16 protein-coding genes and 2 pseudogenes are annotated in these 18,848 nt (G+C 74.1%); 9 read left to right on the top strand and 9 right to left on the bottom strand.

The window, feature by feature from the left end:
- Positions 1–69 precede the first annotated feature (69 nt).
- Together ACQP0N_RS17280 and ACQP0N_RS17285 are read left to right on the top strand one after the other, a co-directional pair.
- Positions 70–2,670 (top strand): ATP-binding protein, encoded by a 2,601-nt coding sequence (locus tag ACQP0N_RS17280; RefSeq protein WP_433111509.1) that lies wholly within the window; start codon positions 70–72, stop codon positions 2,668–2,670.
- A gap of 83 nt (positions 2,671–2,753) precedes the next feature.
- A complete protein-coding gene (locus tag ACQP0N_RS17285) occupies positions 2,754–3,446 on the top strand; it encodes a hemerythrin domain-containing protein (protein ID WP_433111512.1) in 693 nt (230 codons plus the stop codon).
- Between the two features lie 330 nt (positions 3,447–3,776).
- On the opposite strand, the gene ACQP0N_RS17290 is transcribed toward ACQP0N_RS17285, so the two are convergent.
- The 4 genes from ACQP0N_RS17290 to ACQP0N_RS17305 all read right to left on the bottom strand — a co-directional run bounded on the left by ACQP0N_RS17290 (position 3,777) and on the right by ACQP0N_RS17305 (position 7,386).
- Complete coding sequence (locus ACQP0N_RS17290; RefSeq protein WP_433111515.1) at positions 3,777–4,166, bottom strand: dienelactone hydrolase family protein; 390 nt, start codon at positions 4,164–4,166, stop codon at positions 3,777–3,779.
- Positions 4,167–4,397: 231 nt separating this feature from the next.
- Complete coding sequence (locus ACQP0N_RS17295) at positions 4,398–5,507, bottom strand: nucleotide disphospho-sugar-binding domain-containing protein (protein WP_433111517.1); 1,110 nt, start codon at positions 5,505–5,507, stop codon at positions 4,398–4,400.
- A 54-nt stretch (positions 5,508–5,561) separates the two neighbouring features.
- Positions 5,562–6,869, bottom strand: coding sequence for a phenylacetate--CoA ligase PaaK (paaK, locus tag ACQP0N_RS17300; RefSeq protein WP_433111520.1), 1,308 nt, complete (start codon positions 6,867–6,869; stop codon positions 5,562–5,564).
- Between the two features lie 67 nt (positions 6,870–6,936).
- The gene (locus ACQP0N_RS17305; RefSeq protein WP_355051171.1) at positions 6,937–7,386 is read right to left on the bottom strand and encodes a MarR family winged helix-turn-helix transcriptional regulator; all 450 of its coding nucleotides are present in this window, start codon (positions 7,384–7,386) and stop codon (positions 6,937–6,939) included.
- A 136-nt stretch (positions 7,387–7,522) separates the two neighbouring features.
- Between ACQP0N_RS17305 and ACQP0N_RS17310 the strand changes: the two genes are divergently transcribed.
- The 7 genes from ACQP0N_RS17310 (at position 7,523) to ACQP0N_RS17340 (ending at position 14,032) form a co-directional block, all read left to right on the top strand.
- Positions 7,523–8,746, top strand: a complete 1,224-nt coding sequence (locus ACQP0N_RS17310; RefSeq protein ID WP_433111524.1) for an MFS transporter — start codon at positions 7,523–7,525, stop codon at positions 8,744–8,746.
- A gap of 140 nt (positions 8,747–8,886) precedes the next feature.
- The gene (locus ACQP0N_RS17315) at positions 8,887–9,645 is read left to right on the top strand and encodes a class I SAM-dependent methyltransferase (RefSeq protein ID WP_433111527.1); all 759 of its coding nucleotides are present in this window, start codon (positions 8,887–8,889) and stop codon (positions 9,643–9,645) included.
- 62 nt (positions 9,646–9,707) lie between these two features.
- A complete protein-coding gene (locus ACQP0N_RS17320; RefSeq protein WP_433111530.1) occupies positions 9,708–10,184 on the top strand; it encodes a fluoride efflux transporter FluC in 477 nt (158 codons plus the stop codon).
- Complete coding sequence (gene crcB / locus ACQP0N_RS17325; RefSeq protein ID WP_433111533.1) at positions 10,181–10,543, top strand: fluoride efflux transporter CrcB; 363 nt, start codon at positions 10,181–10,183, stop codon at positions 10,541–10,543. Before ACQP0N_RS17320 ends, crcB begins: the two co-directional genes overlap by 4 nt.
- Before the next feature lie 134 nt (positions 10,544–10,677).
- On the top strand, positions 10,678–11,202 hold the full coding sequence (locus ACQP0N_RS17330) for a PadR family transcriptional regulator (RefSeq protein ID WP_433111536.1): 525 nt from the start codon (positions 10,678–10,680) through the stop codon (positions 11,200–11,202).
- The gene (locus ACQP0N_RS17335) at positions 11,199–11,879 is read left to right on the top strand and encodes an ABC transporter ATP-binding protein (RefSeq protein ID WP_433111539.1); all 681 of its coding nucleotides are present in this window, start codon (positions 11,199–11,201) and stop codon (positions 11,877–11,879) included. Before ACQP0N_RS17330 ends, ACQP0N_RS17335 begins: the two co-directional genes overlap by 4 nt.
- Positions 11,876–14,032 carry an FtsX-like permease family protein gene (locus tag ACQP0N_RS17340; protein ID WP_433111542.1) on the top strand — a complete coding sequence of 719 codons (2,157 nt, stop codon included), beginning with the start codon at positions 11,876–11,878 and terminating at the stop codon, positions 14,030–14,032. The genes ACQP0N_RS17335 and ACQP0N_RS17340 overlap by 4 nt, the downstream gene beginning before the upstream one ends.
- Positions 14,033–14,041: 9 nt before the next feature.
- Here the strand turns inward: ACQP0N_RS17340 and ACQP0N_RS17345 are convergent.
- From ACQP0N_RS17345 to cbiE, 5 genes and pseudogenes are all read right to left on the bottom strand, one after another.
- Positions 14,042–15,019: pseudogene (locus tag ACQP0N_RS17345) on the bottom strand (sirohydrochlorin chelatase); the annotation flags it as partial.
- A complete protein-coding gene (locus ACQP0N_RS17350) occupies positions 15,016–15,612 on the bottom strand; it encodes a precorrin-8X methylmutase (RefSeq protein ID WP_433111545.1) in 597 nt (198 codons plus the stop codon). The gene ACQP0N_RS17350 and the pseudogene ACQP0N_RS17345, both read right to left, overlap by 4 nt.
- Positions 15,609–15,800 (bottom strand): DUF362 domain-containing protein, encoded by a 192-nt coding sequence (locus tag ACQP0N_RS17355; protein WP_433111548.1) that lies wholly within the window; start codon positions 15,798–15,800, stop codon positions 15,609–15,611. Before ACQP0N_RS17355 ends, ACQP0N_RS17350 begins: the two co-directional genes overlap by 4 nt.
- The gene (gene cobJ / locus ACQP0N_RS17360; protein WP_433111551.1) at positions 15,788–17,512 is read right to left on the bottom strand and encodes a precorrin-3B C(17)-methyltransferase; all 1,725 of its coding nucleotides are present in this window, start codon (positions 17,510–17,512) and stop codon (positions 15,788–15,790) included. The genes ACQP0N_RS17355 and cobJ overlap by 13 nt, the downstream gene beginning before the upstream one ends.
- Positions 17,509–18,839 (bottom strand): annotated as a pseudogene (gene cbiE / locus ACQP0N_RS17365) (precorrin-6y C5,15-methyltransferase (decarboxylating) subunit CbiE). Before cbiE ends, cobJ begins: the two are co-directional and overlap by 4 nt.
- Between the last annotated feature and the right edge of the window lie 9 nt (positions 18,840–18,848).

Genomic DNA, 18,848 nt, shown 5'->3' on the forward strand with positions numbered 1-18,848 from the left:
CCTGGCGTTGTGGCGTACCGGCCGGCAGGGGACGCGCTCGCCGCGCTGCGGCGGGCCCGGGCGACCCTGGTGGACCAGCTCGGCCTGGACCCCGGCCCGGCGCTGGTCGAGGTCGAGGCCGCGATCCTGGGCCAACGCCTGGACCTGCTCCCGCCGGCCGCCGCGACGACGGCCGTCGAGGCCGAGCGGCCGGAGGAGATGTTCGTCGGCCGGGAGGCCGAGCTGGCGGCTCTCGGGCAGGCCGCCGCCGAGGCGCGGGTATGGGGCCCGCGTGTGGCGCTGGTCAGCGGGGAGGCGGGCGCCGGCAAGACCCGTCTGCTCAGCCGGTTCGTCGAGGACCTGAGCGCCACCGGCTGGCTGGTCGCCCTCGGCCGCTGCCCCGAGGTCGAGGGCGCCCCGCCGGCCTGGGCGTGGGTCGAGGCGCTACGGCACCTCGCCCTCCAGGCGCCGCCCGGCGCTCTCGCACCGGCGCTCGCACCGCTGCTCGACGAGGGCGACGGGGAGGTCGGTGGGGACGTCACCGCCGGCCGGTTCCGGCTGCACCGCGCCGTGGCCGCCTGGTTGGACGCGGCGGCCGCCGGCCGACCGGTCGCCGTCGTGCTCGACGACCTGCACGCCGCGGACGCCGAGACGCTGCTGTTGTTGACCAGCGTGGCCGAGACGACGGCGGGAGCGGTGCTGTTCGTCGCGGCGTTACGGCCCGCCGAGAACGCCGAACGGCTCGCCGACACCATGGCCGTCCTGGCCCGCCGGTCGCCGCAGCGGATCGCGCTTGGCGGTCTGGCGACGCCCGAGGTCGAACGGCTGCTCGGCGCGCTGGCCAGGACCACCGTCGATCCGGACACCGTAGCCGCGCTGGCCGAACGCACCGGCGGCAACCCCTTCTACGTCCGCGAGTCGGCCCGGTTGCTCGCCGCCGAGGGCACCCTCGTCGCCACCTCCGACGTGCCCGAGGGCGTACGCGACGTGCTGCGCCGGCGACTCGCCCACCTGCCGTCGGCGGCGGTGTCGGTGCTGCGCCTCACCGCGACCGTGGGCCGGGAGGCGGACGTACGGACACTCGTGGGCGCCTCCGGCGCCGACGAGGGCACCGTCCTGGGCGGGCTGGAGGCCGGGTTGAGCGCCGGTCTGCTCACCGAGCCGGCACCGGGACGGGTCCGCTTCGTCCACGGCCTGGTCTGCGACACCATCTACCGCGACCTGCCGCAGCTCCGGCGCACCCGCCTGCACGCCCGTATCGCCGCCGTCACCCGCCGGCTCGACCCGGACGACTACCCGGCCCTGGCGTACCACTACTCGCGCGCCGCGTCGACCGACACCGCGCCCCTCGCCGTCGAGTACGCCGTCCGCGCCGCCGAGCTGGCCGAGCGTCGGTACGCGTACGACGCCGCCATCGAACTGCTCGGCAACGCCGTCGACGCGGCCGCGTCGGTGCCCGGGGACCGGGACGCGCTCCGGGTCGACCTGCTGGGTCGGCTGCTGCGCGCCCAGGCCCGGGCCGGCGCGGTGGCCGCCGCCCAGCAGACGCGGACGCGGGCCGTCGACATCGCCATCGCGGCCGGCCGCGACGAGCTGCTCATCGCGGCCTTCACCGCGTGGACCGTGCCGAGCCCCTGGCTGCGACACGCGTACGGCGCCGTGGACCACACGGCCGTGGAGCTGCTCACGCGGCTGTTGCGCGCCGACCACCTGGACCCGGTCACCCGGTGCCGGCTGCTCGACGCGCTCGCCACCGAGCTGGACGGTGAAGCGGACCCGCGTGGCGTGGCGGCCGGCCGGGAGGCCGTGGCGGTCTCCCGGCGGCTGGACGATCCCGAGCTGCGCGCCCTCGCGCTGGCCGCCCGCGCCCGCACCATGAACTACGAGTTGGAGGCCTCGCAGCGCCTGGAGTTGGCCGGGGAGCTACGGGACCTCGCCGACGAGCACGGCCTGGTGACCTGGCGCTGGGTCGCCGAGCAGGTGATCGGTCACTGCGCCGCCGCGCTGAACGACCCGGAGCAGCTCCGGGCCAGCGTCACGCGGCAGGGGCAGCTGGCCGAGACGTACCAGCTCAAGGAGGCCCAGGTGCTGCACCTGTGTTCCCTGGCCGTGCTCGCGCACGTCGCCGGTGACTTCGGGACCGCGCGACGACACTACGACGAGGTCGCCGAGCAGATGCGGCGGCAGGGATCGCTGCACGCCGAGGCCTTCCACTACCTCGCCGTGGCGACCCTGCTGATGAGCCAGGGCCGTTTCGGCGAGCACGTGGAGGCGACCCGCCGGATGCGGCCGTCGTTGGGGCCGATCGTGGACGACCTGCTGGCGTTGGCGCTGATCGAGAGCGGCCGGGTGGACGAGGCAGGGGCCATGCCGATCGGCCGGCACACCTACCGCCCCGACTACTTCCAGTCGTCCCTGCTGAGCGTACGGGCGATGGTCATCGTGGCCCTGGGTCGGCGCGACCTGGCGCAGCCGGTGATCGACGCGCTGCTCCCGTTCCGTGATCAACTGGCCGGGCTCTCCACCACGGCGGCCGTGGTACGGCCGGTCGCGCTGACGCTCGGGGAGCTGTTCCGCCTGACGGGTCGTACCGAGGAGGCCGCGGAACACTTCCGGCTGGCGGCGGCCCTGGCGCGGCGGTGGGGGTCGCCGCACTGGTTGGCCCAGGCGACGGCGGCGCTGGCCGACTGACTCCCTCCGGATTCCAAGTGGGTTCCAAGTGGCGGCGCGAATGATCGTCGTGTTCGACCCACCGAATCCTTGGAAAGGGAACCGTGAATCAGACCAACCAGGAAGCGATGGCCGACGTCCGCGACATGTACATGGTGCACATCATGTTCCGTCGCGAGCTCGGCCTGCTCCCGCAACTCGTCCGCGGCGTACGGACGGGCGACGCGAAGCGCGCGGAGGTCGTCGGCGCCCACGCCGCGCTCCTGTGCCAGCAGTTGCACCTGCACCACGAGGGTGAGGACCTCTTCCTGTGGCCGCTGCTCGCCGAGCGCGGTGGCGCGGAGGCGGCCGCCGTCGTCCCCGCGATGCAGGCCCAGCACCACGCGATCGAGCAGGCCTACGAGGCGGTCGTCGCGCTGCTCCCCGCCTGGCGCCGGACCGGACACGACGGCGCGGCGGTGGCCGACGCCGTGGAGCAGCTCCGGGCCGTAGCGGCCGAGCACATGGCCCTGGAGGAGGCCGAGATCCTGCCGATGGCGCAGCGGCACGTCACCGCGGCCGAATGGGCGAAGCTCGGTGAGCACGGGCTCAACGACACCCCGAAGAAGGACCTGCCGCTGATCTTCGGAATGGCGATGTACGAGGGCGACGCCGCGGTGATCAAGGCGGTGCTCGCGCACGCCCCGCTGCCGGCGCGGCTGCTCATGCCGATCGTCGGACCCCGGCTCTACCGCACGTACGCCAAGCGCGTCCACGGCACGGCCACGCCCCCGCGCATCGGCGCGAACGCAAGCTGAACACGTCGCTGGCGGCGAGATCTTGGACAGTTTCCGTTAGCAGCTAACGGAAACTGTCCAAGATCTCGCGGAATCGACCGCGCCGACGAGGGGGCGGCGGGGTCGGCCGCCGCCGGCGGATTGGGGGCACCGGCGACGGACGTCGCCGAGCCGGGCTGGCATGGCGGCAAGGACCCGGGCGGTCATCGGCTCGTACCGGTTCCGCCGCCGCTGCGGCGTCGGCGGGGGCAGGACGCCGCCGCTCCGGGGGTGGGGCGGTAGACGAAGACGCCGCCGAAGCCGGGTGGGGCGAGAGGCAGGGGAGACACCTGACCGCGCGCGGACGCGCGGTCAGGTGTCGGCCAGAAAGGCCAGCACCCGGGGCCACAGCGCCGTGGCGGCGTCCGGGTCGTACTCGGTCAGGGCCGGGTCGGTGAACAGGTGGCCCACGCCGGGGTAGCGGAACACCGTCAGGTCGGCGCCGGCGTCGGCCATCGCCCGTTGCCACTCGTCGATCTCGTCCGGTGCGTCGTACGGGTCCGGGTCGGCGACGTGCAACTGCACCGGCAACCCGGGCCGCACCACGTCCGGCGCACCGCCGGTGCCGTGCAGCAGGAGCAGACCGGCGGCGTCGGGGCGTTCGGCGAGCAGCGCCCCGGCCACTCCCGCGCCCATCGAGAAGCCGGCGAGGACCGTCTGCGGCGGCAGGTCGCGCAGCGCCGCGCGGGCCCGGTCGAGCACCAGCTCGTGGCCGATCTTGTCGAGCAGCGCGAAGCCGTCCTCGACGGTGTCGGCGGCGGGAACGCCGTACAGGTCGGGGTCGTGACCTGGTGCCCGGCGGCGCGCAACCGGTCGGCGGCGGCGCGGACGGCGGGCCGCAGCCCGTACACGGAGTGGAACAGCACGACGTGGCGCATCCGGTCATCCTGCCGCCGCCGCGCCGCCGACCGGCGCGGACACGCGGGGGTGGGCTCAGACCAGCGCCGCCAGCCGGGCGATCAGGGCCGACGGCGGTGGCATCGCGGCGATCTCCTGGCTGACCTGCACGGCGGCGGTCCGCAGGGTCTCGTCGGTGAGGAGCCGGGTCAGCGTGCGCGCGGTGATGTCGGCCGGGCGGGCCGCGAGACCCGCGCCCCGGCGGGCCACCAGCTCCGCGTTGTGCCGCCGGTCTCCCGGGCCGACGGTGGCCAGTTGCGGCAGTCCGGCGGCGAGGGCGCCGAGCGCGCTGCCCGCGCCGCCGTGATGGACCAACGCCGCGCTCGCCGGCAACGCCTCATCGAGCGGGATCCAGTCGACGACGCGGACGTTGTCGGGCAACGGACCGGCCGCCGTACGCCGGTCGGGTCGGACCAGCACGATCTCGGCGTCCACGTCGGGCGCGGCCGCGACCACGGCGGGCATCGGGCCCCGGTCGCCGGGGCCGGTCAGGGTGCTGCGGGTGACCAGGATCCGGGGCCGCTCGGCCGGCTCGCGCAGCCAGTCCGGCAGCTCACCGCCGCCCACGTAGGAGGCGTGGCGCATCGGCCAACCGTCCTGGGTCGCCACGCTGGGCGGCGCGACGGCGAGGGCGGCAGCCGGGGCGGGCAGCTCGGACAGGCCGTGCCGCCGCAGCGCGGCGCCGAGCCGGGCGACGGTGGCGGCGACCAGCTCCCGGCCGTCGAAGAGGCTGTTCTCCTGGCGTACGGCGGGCACGCCCAGCCGTGCGGCGGCCACCGCCGCGGCGACCGCGAACGGCTCGTGGAGCACCAGGTCCGGTCGCCACCGCGTCGCCAGCGTGACGACCGGATCGATGAGCTGGTCGTTGAGCGCGCCGAAGATCAGGCCCGCGCCCCGGGTGCCCGCGATGCCGGCCATCTCGGCGCGGGCGATCAGCGGGTGGCGCAGGAGGACCCGCAGCGCGATCCGGCCGAAGTCGAAACCGGGCGCGATGTCGTGGACGGCCAGACCGGCGTCCGCGGCGGCCAGGGCGCCGCCGCCGGTGGCCAGCAGCACGTCGTGACCGGCGTCGCGCAACGCGACCGCCAGCGGCACCAGCGGGAAGGCGTGCCCGACCAGTGGAGCGGAGACCACCAGCACACGCATGGCGAAATCCTATGTCGACACCGGCGGATCCGTTGCCCCGCTGACCGGGCGGGGTCAGCCGGCCCGTCGCTGGTCGACGATACGGCGCATCTTGCCCATCGACCGCTCCACCGCGTCCGGGGCGAGCACGTCCACGGTCACGCTCACCCCGATCGTGTTCTTCACCAGCTCCACCAACGCGACACCCGCCCGCTCGGCGGCGTCGACGGCCACGTCGGCGCGCCGCTCGACCCGTACGGTGAGGGTGTCCAGCCGGCCCTGCCGATCCAGGACGCACTGGAAGTGCGGCGAGAGCTGGGGCGTCCGCAGGATCAGCTCCTCGATCTGGGTGGGGAAGACGTTCACTCCCCGCACGATCATCATGTCGTCCGTCCGGCCGGTGATCTTCTCGATCCGGCGCATGGGGCGCGCGGTGCCGGGCAACAGCCGGGTGAGGTCGCGGGTGCGGTAGCGCACGACCGGCATCGCCTGTTTGGTCAGTGAGGTGAGCACCAGTTCGCCCTGTTCGCCGTCGGGGAGCACCGCGCCGGTGACCGGATCGATGATCTCCGGGTAGAAGTGGTCCTCCCAGAGGTGCAACCCGTCCTTGGTCTCGACGCACTCGGTGGCCACGCCGGGGCCCATCACCTCGGAGAGCCCGTAGATGTCCAGCGCGTGGATGTCCAGGCGCTGCTCCATCTCACGGCGCATGTCCTCGGTCCACGGCTCCGCGCCGAAGATGCCGACCCGCAGCGAGGTGCCACGCGGGTCGACGCCCTGACGCCGCATCTCGTCGACGATGGCGAGCATGTAGCTGGGTGTCACCATGATGATCTCGGGCTCGAAGTCGCGGATCAGCATGACCTGCCGCTCGGTCATGCCACCGGAGACGGGGATGACCGTGCACCCCAACTCCTCGGCGCCGTAGTGGGCCCCCAGGCCGCCGGTGAAGAGTCCGTAGCCGTACGCGACGTGCACCCGGTCGCCGGGTCGTCCGCCGGAGGCCCGGATGGACCGGGCCATCAACCGGGCCCAGGTGCGCAGGTCGTCGCGGGTGTAGCCGACCACGGTGGGTCGGCCGGTTGTGCCGGAGGAAGCGTGCAGTCGGGCGACCTGCTCCCGGGGCACGGCGAACATGCCGAACGGGTAATTGTCGCGCAGCTCCGCCTTGCCGGTGAACGGGAAACGGGCCAGGTCGGCGAGGTCCCGGCAGTCGTCGGGGTGCGCGCCGACGGCGTCGAAGGCCCGGCGGTAGTGCGGCACGTTGTCGTACGCGTGCCGCAGCGACCAGCGCAGTCGCTCGCGTTGCAGGGCGCGCAGCTCGTCGACGTCGGCGCGCTCGATCGGCTCCAGCTCCTCACGTGCCGGGGTGCGGTCCTGCATCGCGTGCCTCCCTTGGTGCGGCGATCCCGGGTACCGTACGCCCGCCGTCGTCAGGCTCACCCGACGGTCAGCGGACGGCCGGCAGCCGGTGCAGGGCGTCGACCAGTGGCGCCAGCTCGGGGGTGGCGTGCGCCTCGGCGAGCGCGTCGGTGAGTACCCGGTCGTGGGTGGGCCGGGCGCGGGCGAGCAGCTCGGACCCGCCCGGGGTCAGCTCGGTGTAGATGCCGCGCCGGTCGTCGGCGCACAGGATGCGGGTCAGCAGTCCGCGCTGCTCCAGCCGGGTGACGAGACGGGTGGTGGCGCTTCCGGAGAGCGCGGCGGCACGGGCGAGTTGACTCATCCGCATGTGCCAGCCGTGCTGACGCGAGAGCGCGTCGAGCACCGTGTACTCGACGACGGACAGCTCGTGGCCGGCCTGCAACGCCCGTTCCAGGGACGCCTCGATGAGCCCGTGCAGGGCGGCGAGGGTGCGCCAGCCCTGGGCGCGGATCTCGACCGCGTCGTCGGCGATGCCCATGTCGGCCTCCTGGGTGTGATCTGACCGGAGCCCAGACTACCACGCTTGCGCTCATATAAAGCGTGTGCAAGCATCTCGTTGTTAACGCGTGTAGTTGCACACGCTGCACATCCGACCCCTCCCCGATGGGAAGACCATGTCCGCACGCCAACAGTCCCTGCCGCCCGGCCTGATCGCGCTCGCCATCGGCGCCTTCGGTATCGGCCTCACCGAGTTCGTGATCATGGGGTTGCTGCCCGAGGTGGCCGCCGACTTCGCGGTCAGCGAGCCGGTCGCCGGCTGGCTGATCTCCGGCTACGCGCTCAGCGTGGCCGTCGGCGGAGTCGCTCTCACCGCGGCGGTGACCCGACTCCCCCGTAAGCCCGTACTGCTCGGCCTGATGGTGCTCTTCATCGTCGGCAACCTCCTCTCCGCCGTCGCCGGGAACTATCCGGTGATGATGGCCGGGCGCATCGTCGCCGCGCTCTGCCACGGCGCGTTCTTCGGCATCGGCGCCGTGGTGGCCGCCGGCCTGGTCGCGCCGGCCCGTCGCGCGGGCGCCATCGCCATGATGTTCGCCGGACTGACCATCGCGAACGTGCTCGGCGTACCGTTCGGCACCTTCCTCGGGCAGCACTTCGGCTGGCGCTCCACGTTCTGGGCGATCACCGCCATCGGCGTGGTCGCCCTGATCGGGTTGGCCGTGCTCATCCCGGCCCGCGACACCGCCGACGCCGACCGCCCCGCCACCGGGCTGCGCGGCGAACTGGGCGCCTTCACCCACACCCAGGTCTGGCTGTCGCTGGTGATCACCGTCCTCGGCTTCGGCGGAATGTTCGGCGCGTTCACCTACATCGCCTACACCCTCACCGAGGTCAGCGGCTTCGCCAGCGGCACGGTGCCGTGGCTGCTCGTCCTCTTCGGGGTGGGCCTCTTCGCCGGCAACCTGCTCGGTGGCCGGGCGGCCGACCGGTCACTGTCCCGCACGCTGGTCACCGTCCTGGCGGCGCTCACCGTGGTACTCGTCGGCTTCGCGCTGACCGCGACGAACCCGATCCTCACCATCGTCGCGCTGGTGCTGATGGGTGGGTTCGGCTTCGCCACCGTCCCGCCGTTGCAGATGCGGATCATGCACTACGCCCGCCAGGCACCGACCCTGGCGTCCGGCGCGAACATCGCCGCGTTCAATCTCGGCAACGCGCTGGGCGCCTGGATCGGCGGGGTGACCATCGCCGCCGGGTTCGGCTACACCTCGCCGATCTGGGCCGGCGCCGCGCTCACCCTGGCCGGGCTGCTGGTCCTCGTCGGGGCACTGCGGCTGGCCCGGCGAGACGAGCCGGCGCGAACGGCCGACGAGGAGCTGACGAGCGCGGCGGCCTGACCGCCGAGACGACGACGCCGGGTCGGGCGGTCGCCTGACCCGGCGTCACCTCGATCATCGCCCTGCCATCTTCTCGCAGTTGCAAAAGATGTGCAACAAGGTCTGGACAACGCTCCGGTGCTGTAACTAGCCTTCTTCCCATGAGTCCTTACATCACCGATCCGTGGGCGTGGCAGGAGAGCTGGGACCGCCAGCAGGAGGCGTACCTGCCGGACCGGGAGAACCGGTTCACCGCCATGCTCGACACCGTCGACGCGGTCGTCGACGGTCGAGGGCCGCGCGTGCTCGACCTGGCGGGTGGCACCGGGACCATCTCGCTGCGCACGCTGGCCCGCTTCCCCGACGCCGACGTGACCCTGGTGGACCTCGATCCGGCGCTGCTCGCCATCGCCCACGCCTCGCTCGGCGGTCGTGCCACCATCGTCACCGCCGACCTCGGCGCCCCCGACTGGCACGCCGCGCTCCCCCACCGCGACTACGACGCCGTCCTCACCGCCACCGCCCTGCACTGGCTGCCGGCCGACCGGCTCGGGCAGCTCTACGCCGAACTGCGCGACGTGCTGCGCCCGGGCGGCGTCCTCGTCAACGCCGACCACATGCCCGACGACGCGCTGCCGGAGCTGACCAAGCGACTCCTGGATCGGGCACGCGACCGACGCGAAGCCCGCTACGCCGCCGGCTCGACGCTGTCCTGGTCGGACTGGTGGGCCCGGGCCGGCGCCGACCCGGCGCTCGCCCCGCTGGTCGCCCAGCGGCAGACGATCTATCCGAGTGGGCACAGCCCCGAATGGACCCCGCCGATCTCCTGGCACCTGAGCGCCCTCACGGCGGCCGGCTTCGACCAGGTCGGCACCCTCTGGCGAGGCGGCGCGGACGCCGCCGTCGCGGCCGTACGCTGAGGCGGGCATCGTCCGTGAGCCGTACGCGGACCCCGCCGGCGGCGGCAGTACGCTGAGAACCCGTGGCAGAGCCGCTGGACCCGCGCACCGACCCCGACGTCGACCTCCGGGTGCCCGCCGACCGGGGTGAACTCACCGCGCACCCCGCGACGATCATCGCCGCCATCGCGGCGGGCGGCGTGCTCGGCGCGCTGGGCCGGGCCGGCCTGCAACACCTCGCTCCGCACGCGTCGACCGGCTTCCCGTGGGCGACGTTCGCCGTCAACACGTCCGGCTGTCTGCTGATCGGCGTGCTGATGGCGGTGCTCGGGCACCTCGGCGGGGGGCACCCCCTCGCGCGCCCGTTCCTCGGGGTCGGGATTCTCGGCGGCTTCACCACGTTCTCCACCTACGCGGTCGACATCCAGCAGGCGCTGGCCGCGGGCGCCGCAGGCACCGCGCTTGCCTACCTGGCCGCGACGCTGCTCGGGGCGCTCGTCGCGGTCGCGCTGGGCGATGCCGTCACCGCCCGACTGCTGAGCGGCTCGGCGGCCCGATGACCGTCCTGCTCATCGCCCTGGGCGCGGCCGTCGGGGCTCCGCTGCGTTACCTCACCGACCGGGCCGTGCAGTCGCGGCACGCCTCGGCGTTCCCCTGGGGCACGTTGACCGTCAACGTGGTCGGCTCGCTGCTGCTCGGCGCTCTCGTGGGCGTACCGGCGGGTCCGGCGGTCAGCGCACTCGTCGGCACCGGATTCTGTGGGGCGCTCACCACCTACTCGACGTTCAGCTACGAGACGCTGCGGCTGGCCCGGGGCGGCCGCCGGCTGCTCGCGCTGGTCAACGTGGCGGGCAGCGTCGCCGCCGGGCTCGCCGCGGCCAGCGCCGGCTACGCCCTGACCCACGCCCTCACCGGCTGACCCGCAAGGAAGGGGCCGTTACTAACGCATAGCGTTAGTAACGGCCCCTTCCTTGCAAACACCCAGCACACCCGACCAGGGGAACACCCTCAGGGTATATACGCGAGGTATACCCTCGGTGTAGTCTCCTGGGCATGAGCGTGCCACTGACCCTGCTCGGTCTCCTCGAACGAGAGCCCAGCCACGGCTACGACCTGAAGCGCGACTACGACGCCTTCTTCGGCCGGGGCAAGCCACTGCCGTTCGGCCAGGTCTACTCCACCCTGAGCCGGCTGGCCCGGGACGGAAAGGTCGTGATCAGCGACGTCGCGCCCGGCGCCGGCCCGGACCGCAAGCGCTACATCATCACCGACGTCGGCGCGACCGAGGTCGAGCAGTGGTTGACCCAGCCCGTCGACCCGGAGCCGCACCTACAGACGGTGCTCTTCGCCAAGGTCGTCCTCGCGCTGATGCTGGACCGACCGGCCGCCGACTATCTCGACACCCAGCGCAGGGCGCACCTGCACCGGATGCGCGAGCTGACCGAGATCAAGCGCTCCGGCAACCTGGTCGACGCGCTGCTGGCCGACCACGGCCTCTACCACCTGGAGGCCGACCTCCGGTGGATCGAGATGACCGGCGCCCGACTGGACGCCCTGCGCAAGGAGGTACGGCCATGAGCGTCGTCATCGAAGCCCGCGACGTGACGTTCGCCTTCGGACAGACGCCCGCCCTGCGGGGTGCGACCATCAGCGTCGACACCGGCGAGATCGTCGCGATCATGGGGCCCAGCGGCTCGGGCAAGTCCACCCTGCTGCACTGCCTGGCCGGCATCCTGGTGCCCGACTCCGGCGAAATCCTCTTCGACGGGGCACGCGTCGACGCCATGGACGAGAGCCGGCGCAGCGGTCTGCGCCGGGACCGGTTCGGCTTCGTGTTCCAGTTCGGTCAACTCGTCCCCGAGCTGACCGCCGTGGAGAACGTCGCGCTGCCGTTGCTGCTCGGCGGCGTACACCGCAAGCAGGCGCTGCCGAAGGCGAGCGCCTGGTTCACGCGCCTCGGCCTGGACGGCCTGGAGCAGCGCCGCTCCGGCGAGCTCTCCGGCGGGCAGGCGCAACGCGTCGCCTTGGCCCGCGGCCTGGTCGCCGAGCCGCAGGTGCTCTTCGCCGACGAGCCGACCGGCGCGCTCGACTCGCTCACCGGCGAACAGGTGATGGACCTGCTGGTCAGCGCCGCCCGCGAGCAGGGCACCACAGTCATCCTGGTGACCCACGAGGCGAGGATCGCCGCGTACGCCGACCGCGAGGTCATGGTCCGCGACGGGCGTGTGAACGCGCCGGAACGGATCGCCTCATGATCCGCTTCGGTCTCCGCCTCGCCGTGGCCGGTGGCCGGGAGGCACTCACCCGCCTGCTCGTCATCGCCGCCGCCGTCGCGATCGGCAGTGGGCTGCTGCTGACCACCCTCGCCGGAGTCAACGCCGTCGACGCCCAGCTCACCCGGTACGCGTCGATCTATCCCCACGCCTCCACGACCGGTGCTGCCGACAAGCTGTGGTGGTCGACCCGCGACGACTACTTCCACGGCGAGCAGATCATCCGGATCGACGTCGCCGCCACCGGATCGACGGCGCCCGTCCCGGCCGGCGTCCCGACCACTCCCGGCCCCGGCGAGTTCTACGTCTCGCCGGCGCTACGGGACCTGTTCGCGGCACAGCCGGCCGATCAACTCGCGGACCGATACCCGGGGCGTGAGCTCGGCACCGTCGGACCGTCCGGGCTGACCTCACCGGACACCCTGCTCGCCATCGTGGGCGGTACACCGGCGAGTGTCGGCAAGCTGCCCAACGCACGGCAGGTCGACGACATCGGTGACACGCCCGCCCTTCCCGAGACCACGGTGGACCTCATCCTGGGTGTGGTCGCCGGCGGGTTGCTGTTCCCGGTGCTGATCTTCATCGGCACCGCCACCCGGCTCAGCGCCGCCCGCCGGGAGCAGCGCTTCGCCGCGATGCGCCTGGTCGGCGCGACACCCCGGCAGATCTCGCTGGTCGCCGCAGTGGAGGCCGGCCTCGCCGCCGTCGTCGGCACCGCCGTCGGCTTCGGCCTGTTCTACGCCTTCCGCGACCCGCTCGCGGGCATCCCGTTCACCGGCATGCCGTTCTTCCCCGGCGACATGTCCCTCACCGGGTTGGACGTCCTGCTGGTGGCGCTCGGCGTCCCGGCCGGCGCGGCGCTGGCGGCCCAGATCTCGCTGCGCCGGGTACGGATCTCGCCGCTGGGCGTCACCCGACGGGTCACCCCCCGGCCACCGCGCGCGTACCGGCTGATCCCGATGGTGCTCGGCGTCGCCGTGCTGGTCTTCGCCATCAGCTTCCGGCCCGCGACGTCCGACGGCCAGGCGGCGGTGTTCCTGCCCGGCCTGCTGCTCATCATGGCCGGCCTGGTGTTCGCCGGCCCCTGGTTGACGATGGTCGGCGCCCGGGTGATGGCCCGGTACGCCAACCGCCCGGCCACGCTCATCGCCGCCCGTCGCCTCGCCGACAACCCGAAGGCGGGCTTCCGGGCGATCAGCGGCATCATGCTCGCGCTCTTCGTCACCAGCGTCGCCGTCGGTGTGATCACCACGATCGTCGACGAACGTGGCCCGGCCCCGCTCGGCTCGACCGACGCGGGCACGGTCACCACCGTCTTCGACGAGAAGACGACGGCGGCGCCGGACACGCTCCTCGCCGAGCTGCGGGCGATCAGCGGCGTGTCGTCCGCGACCGCGATCCGAGAAGCCCCGGACATCAACACCGGCGGCGAGGGCGGGGTGATCGCGTGCGCCGACCTCCCGGACGCGTACGGTCGGTGCGCCGAGGGCGCGAGCGTCATCGAGGTGCCGTTGGGCCTGAGCCGCTGGGAGGAATCGGCATCACCCGCGACGGTGTGGACAGCGGTGCCGCTCACCCTCGACGAGCTGCGGCGACTGCCGGTGGTGGCGGTCGTGGTCGGCACGGACGGCTCAACCGCCGCCATCGAACGCACCCGTACGCTGCTCGAGATCGCCTACCCGACCTTCTGGGTGGGGCCGAACGTGCCCGGCGACTTCGAGTCCGACTTCGCCAACACGCTGCGCGGCTGGGAACAGTTGGCGAACGTCGTCATCATCGCCAGCCTGGCGCTGGGCGGGTGCAGCCTCGCGGTCAGCGTGATCGGCGGCCTGACCGAACGGCGGCGACCGTTCAGCCTGCTCCGCCTCAGCGGCGCTCCGGTACGGGTGCTGCGCCGGGTCGTCGCTCTGGAGAGCGCCGTACCGATGCTCGCCGTCACCGCCGTCGCCATCGGGATGGGTCTGCTCGCCGCGCACCTCTTCCTGCGGGCGCAGATGGGCTACACGCTCGTCGCGCCGCCGCCGCGCTTCGCCGTGATCGTCGTCGTCGGCCTGGCCGCCTGCCTGGGTGTCATCGCCTCGACCATGCCGCTGCTGGAACGCGTCACCGGCCCGGAGACGGCCCGCAGCGAGTGAGAGTCAGGACCCGGTGGCCACCGCGATCGCCCCGTGCCCATGGTGGTGGTGATGGTGGTGGCCAACCGGGTCGTCCGGGTGGTCGTGCGGTTGCTGCGGGCGGCCCACCTTGTCGGCGAAGCCGGGCATCAGCACCCGGTATGCGCAGGTGTCGCAGTTCATCCGGATGTCCCCGCCCAGCGCCTCGTCGTAACGTTCGCGGACCAGGTCGGCGAGCGCGTCGCAGTCGCCGATCACGTCGGCGACGCGGACGTCCAGGTCAGGGTGGGCGGCGGCGAACTCGGCCGACTGGGCGACGATCCGGTCGGGCAGCACCCCGGCGAACAGAAAGTACGGCGCGACGACGATCCGCCGCGCGCCGAGCCGGCGCAGCCGTTCCAGCACCGCCGGCACGGACGGTTCGGCGAGGGAGATGAACCCCGGCTCGACGCCCGCGTACCCGCGCCCCTCCCAGAGCAGCCGGGCGACCTTGGCGACCTCGGCGTTGGCGTCCGGGTCGGTGGAGCCACGACCGATCAGCGCCACCCAGGTTCCGGCCCGGTCGACGTCCGCCGACACGACGCCGTCCCGGTCGGCGTCCGCCAACGCGATGCCAGCCCGCTCGGCGTCCGCCGACACGGTGCCCGCCAACGCGGCGTCGGTGCGCTCCTCGATGGCCGTGTGCAGCAACGGGTGAGGGCCGAGCGGACGCCCGTAGCGGTACGTCAACCCGGGGTGCCGCTGCTGCTCGCGGGCCATCGCGGCCGGGATGTCGCCCTTGCCGTGCCCGGCGCCGGTGAGCACCAGCGGCAACGCGACGAGGGACCGGTGGCCGCGCGCGACGAGCGCGCCGACCGCGTCGGTCAGCGGCGGACGGGACAGCTCGATGAATCCCCCCTCGACGTCGCCGATGTCCGCACGACGGCGGACCCGCTCGACGAGCGCCGCGAACTGGTCGACCCCGGCCGCGCTGCGCGTGCCGTGCCCGACGATGACCAACCCGGTCATGATTTCTCCTCGCTGTAGAGCAGGGCGTTGAGGGCGGCGGCGGCGACCGCCGAACCACCCTTCTCGCCCACGTTTGACACCCCGGGCAGGCCGCTGGCCCGCAGCGCCGCCTTCGACTCGGCCGCGCCCACGAAGCCGACCGGCAGGCCGACGACCAGCGCCGGGGCGGCGTCCAGGGTGAGTAATTCGACGAGCGCGGTCGGCGCACAGCCGACCACCCAGACCGCGCCGGGGCCGACCCGGTCCAGGGCGATCCGCACGGCCGCCGCCGAGCGGGTGATGCCGGCCGCGCGGCCCAGCTCGGCGGCGGCCGGCTCGGCGACCGGGCAGACCAGTTCCAGGCCGGCCCGGGTGATACCGGCGGCGACCATCGCCACGTCCGTCACCACGGGTACGCCCGCGCGCAGCGCGGCCAGTCCCGCCTCCAGGGCCGCCTCGTCGCAGACCAGGTCGTCGACGTACGCGAGGTCGGCGCTGGCGTGCACCACCCGCTCGGTGACCGCACGGCTCAACGGCGGCAGGTGCGACAGGTCGACGCGCTCGCGCAGGATGCGGTACGACTCGACCTCGATGGGATGCACCATCCGGCTCATCGGGCTCCTTCCCAGGGCTCGGTCACGCGGATCGCGTCGACCGGGCAGATCTCCAGGCACTCCAGGCAGCCGGTGCAGCGGTCGGCCAGTACCGTGAGGCCGCCGGCGACCGGCCTGATCGCGTGCGTGGGGCAGGTCAGCAGGCACGCGCCGCAGCCCTGGCAGGCGTCGATCGTCACGACCGCCACCGGTACCCCCGGGGTGTGACCATCCGCCCGGCGACCAGCCGGGTGTCGCTGTTGCCCACCACCACCACGCTGTACATGTCGACGATGGCCGCGTCGAGCGTGGCCACCGTCGCCAGGTGCACGCGCTCGCCGGGGCGGCTGGCGTTGCGCACCACCCCGACCGGCGTGTCCGGTGGCCGGTGCGCGGCGAGGATGCCGAGCGCCTTGCCGAGCTGCCAGTCGCGGGCGCGGCTGCGCGGGTTGTAGAACACCGTCACGAAGTCACCCTCGGCGGCGGCGGTCACCCGCCGCTCGATGACCTCCCACGGGGTGTGCAGATCGGACAGGCTGACGTAGGCGTGGTCGTGCCCGAGCGGTGCGCCGAGCAGCGCCCCGGCGGCGAGCGCGGCGGTCACCCCGGGAACGCCCACCACGTCGATCCGCTCGTCGGCGTACTCGAGGGCGGGGCTCGCCATCGCGTACACCCCGGCGTCGCCGGACCCGATGAGCGCGACCGCGCGGCCGGCGGCGGCCTCGGCCACGGCGGCCCGGGCCCGCGCCTCCTCCGCGCCGAGTGAGCTGGCGAGTACCCGGGTGCCCGGCCGCAGCACGTCGCGGACCTGGTCGACGTACTGGTCCAGGCCCACCACCACGGCCGCGCGGCGCAGCTCCGCCACCGCCCGGGGAGCGCGCAGGTCGGCCGCGCCCGGCCCGAGGCCGACGACGGCGAGCCGGCCGCGCGGCGCGTGCCGCGCCACCGCCACGGTCGCCATCGCCGACGCGGTCTTGCCCACCAGCAGAGTCGCGTCGTCGGCCCGGCCGTCCGCGCCGAGCAGGGCCGCGGCCTCCGCGACGCTCGGCGTGCCGACCGCCGCCCGGACCACCTCGCTGGGATGCGGCACGTCGACCGCGGCGAGGCGCGTCGCGGGCCAGGTCACCAGGGGTACGCCGAGCGCGTCGGCGGTGCTGCGGATGCCCGCCTCGTCGGCCTTGATGTCGGCGCTGGCCAGGCAGCTCAGGCTCGCCGGGTCGAGGCCGGCCTCGGCCAGCACCCGGTGCAGCAGCTCGGCCACCTCGGCGGCCGGTACGCCCCGACTCGCCCCGACACCGGCGACCAGCGACGGCGGTCGCAGGACGGCGGTCCACGCGTCGATCGGCACCACCCGATCGGTGACCAGCAGCCGGTACCCGCCGTCGGCCGTGTCCCCGCCGGTAGGACCCACGTTGGGTGGCAGGGCGGGCAGTGGCCAATCGGCGTCGGCGACCAGCTCGACCGGCTCACCGTCCAGGATGGCCCGGGACACCGCGGCGACCGCGCCCCGCACGGGCCAGCCGAGGGTGTCCAGCCCGGGCAGCCCGACCGCGTCGGTGGCGGTGGTGACCACCGGTCGGGCGTCCAGCAACGCGCCGACCCGCTCGGCGAGGTCGTTGCCGCCGCCGGCGTGACCGCCCAGCAGCGCCACCGCGTGCCGGGCCGCCTCGTCGACGACCACCACGGCCGGGTCGGTGCGCTTGTCGCCGAGCAGCGGCGCGAGGACGCGTACCACGGCGCCGGTGGCCAGGAACGCGACCACCCCGTCAGATTCCGCCCAGGCGGCGCGTAGCGCGTCGGCGACGCTGTCGCGCTCGACCAGCCGGGCGTGCGGCCAGGCGGCGGCCAGGGTGTCGGCGTGCCGCCGGCCGGCGGCGGTCGCCGCCACCAGGCCGATCCGTGCGGGAGTGTTGTCGTTCACGGGCGCTCCCCGGTGAGGACGACCACCGGGTTGGTGGCCGCGAGACGGATCGACCCGCCGGGCAGGTCGGCGAGACGGGCGGCGGCGAGCTGGCTGCCCTCGACCCGGTAGCCAGCGGCGCGCAGCAGCGCCACCGCCGGCGCGACGCGGTCCAGCGCGGCCAGGGTGAGCACGATCCGCCCGGGGCGGCGGGCCACCACGGCGGCGAGAACGTCGACGCCGCCGCCACCCACGAAGACCGCGTCCGGCTCGGGCAGACCGTCAAGCGCCGCCGGAGCACGCCCGACGACGATCCGGACGTCGACGGCGTGCGTGGCGGCGTTGTCCCGGATCGTCGTGGCGGACGCCGGGTCCTGCTCGACGGCGAGCACGGCCGCGCCGAGCAGCGCGCACTCGATGCCGACGGAGCCGCTGCCCGCGCCGACGTCCCAGACGAGCCGGCCCAGCCGGGGCGCAGCCGCGCGACGACCAGGGCACGCACCTCCGACTTGGTGATCATCGAGTCGCGGTGGGCGTACCGGCTCTCCGGCAGCGCCCAGCCGCCGACCGGTGCGGCGGCCGGCTGGTTGTCGACACGCATCCCACCGACCGCGACGGGTTCGGGCGCGGGCACGGCCCGCGCGGCGGCAGACACCGACGCGGCGGGCACGGGCACGGCGATGCTGAGCAGGACGTGTGGGTCGGGCCAGGTGCCGGCGGCGGCCTGCGCGGGGGTCGTCTCCCGCACCCGTTCGGCGTCGGTGCCGAGGTTCTCGGCGACCAGCAGGCGTCGGGACCAGCCGACCAGGCCGGCGCCCAGTTCGGCGGCCCCGGCCCCCGGCGCGGTGAGGACCGCGACCAGCGGCAGCGCCCGGCAGGCGTTCAGCGCCGGTCGGAGGTCCCGGCCGTGCGCGGTGACCACGGCCGCGCCGTCCCAGGACAGTCCGGCGCGGGCGAACGCGGCGGCCACGCTGGACACCGCCGGCACCACCCGCAGCGGCAGCCCGGCCGCGCGCAGCCGCCGGACGATCCCGAACAGGCCGGGATCGCCGCTGGCCAGCACGACGGCCGGCACCCGGGCGTCGACGGCGTCGGCCAGCCGGTGCAGGGCCGGGGCGAGCGGTCCGAGGACGATGGTCTGCGCGTCCGCCGGTACGGGCACCGCGGCCAGGTGCCGGGCCGCCCCGACCACCAGCCCCGCGCCGGCCAGCGCGGACGCCAGGGCGGGATGCGGCGGCGTTCCGGCGGCGTCCAGCCCGACCACGGTCACCAGCGCGTCCGGGGATGCCACCGTCGCCGTCGCGTCGTCCGATGTCACCCCGTCCACCAGCGCGTCCGGATCGCTCATCGCAGCCAC

Source organism: Micromonospora sp. CA-246542, from assembly GCF_050942905.1.
In the GTDB taxonomy this organism is placed as follows: Bacteria; Actinomycetota; Actinomycetes; order Mycobacteriales; family Micromonosporaceae; genus Micromonospora.

What these genes read in the sequence shown, in the direction of transcription:
- ACQP0N_RS17295 (WP_433111517.1), bottom strand. Translation starts at nt 5,507, where the DNA reads ATGCGTGTGCTGGTGGTCTCCGCTCCACTGGTCGGGCACGCCTTCCCG.
- paaK (WP_433111520.1), bottom strand. Translation starts at nt 6,869, where the DNA reads ATGCAGGACCGCACCCCGGCACGTGAGGAGCTGGAGCCGATCGAGCGC.
- ACQP0N_RS17305 (WP_355051171.1), bottom strand. Translation starts at nt 7,386, where the DNA reads ATGGGCATCGCCGACGACGCGGTCGAGATCCGCGCCCAGGGCTGGCGC.
- ACQP0N_RS17310 (WP_433111524.1), top strand. Translation starts at nt 7,523, where the DNA reads ATGTCCGCACGCCAACAGTCCCTGCCGCCCGGCCTGATCGCGCTCGCC.
- ACQP0N_RS17315 (WP_433111527.1), top strand. Translation starts at nt 8,887, where the DNA reads ATGAGTCCTTACATCACCGATCCGTGGGCGTGGCAGGAGAGCTGGGAC.
- crcB (WP_433111533.1), top strand. Translation starts at nt 10,181, where the DNA reads ATGACCGTCCTGCTCATCGCCCTGGGCGCGGCCGTCGGGGCTCCGCTG.
- ACQP0N_RS17330 (WP_433111536.1), top strand. Translation starts at nt 10,678, where the DNA reads ATGAGCGTGCCACTGACCCTGCTCGGTCTCCTCGAACGAGAGCCCAGC.
- ACQP0N_RS17335 (WP_433111539.1), top strand. Translation starts at nt 11,199, where the DNA reads ATGAGCGTCGTCATCGAAGCCCGCGACGTGACGTTCGCCTTCGGACAG.
- ACQP0N_RS17340 (WP_433111542.1), top strand. Translation starts at nt 11,876, where the DNA reads ATGATCCGCTTCGGTCTCCGCCTCGCCGTGGCCGGTGGCCGGGAGGCA.
- ACQP0N_RS17350 (WP_433111545.1), bottom strand. Translation starts at nt 15,612, where the DNA reads ATGAGCCGGATGGTGCATCCCATCGAGGTCGAGTCGTACCGCATCCTG.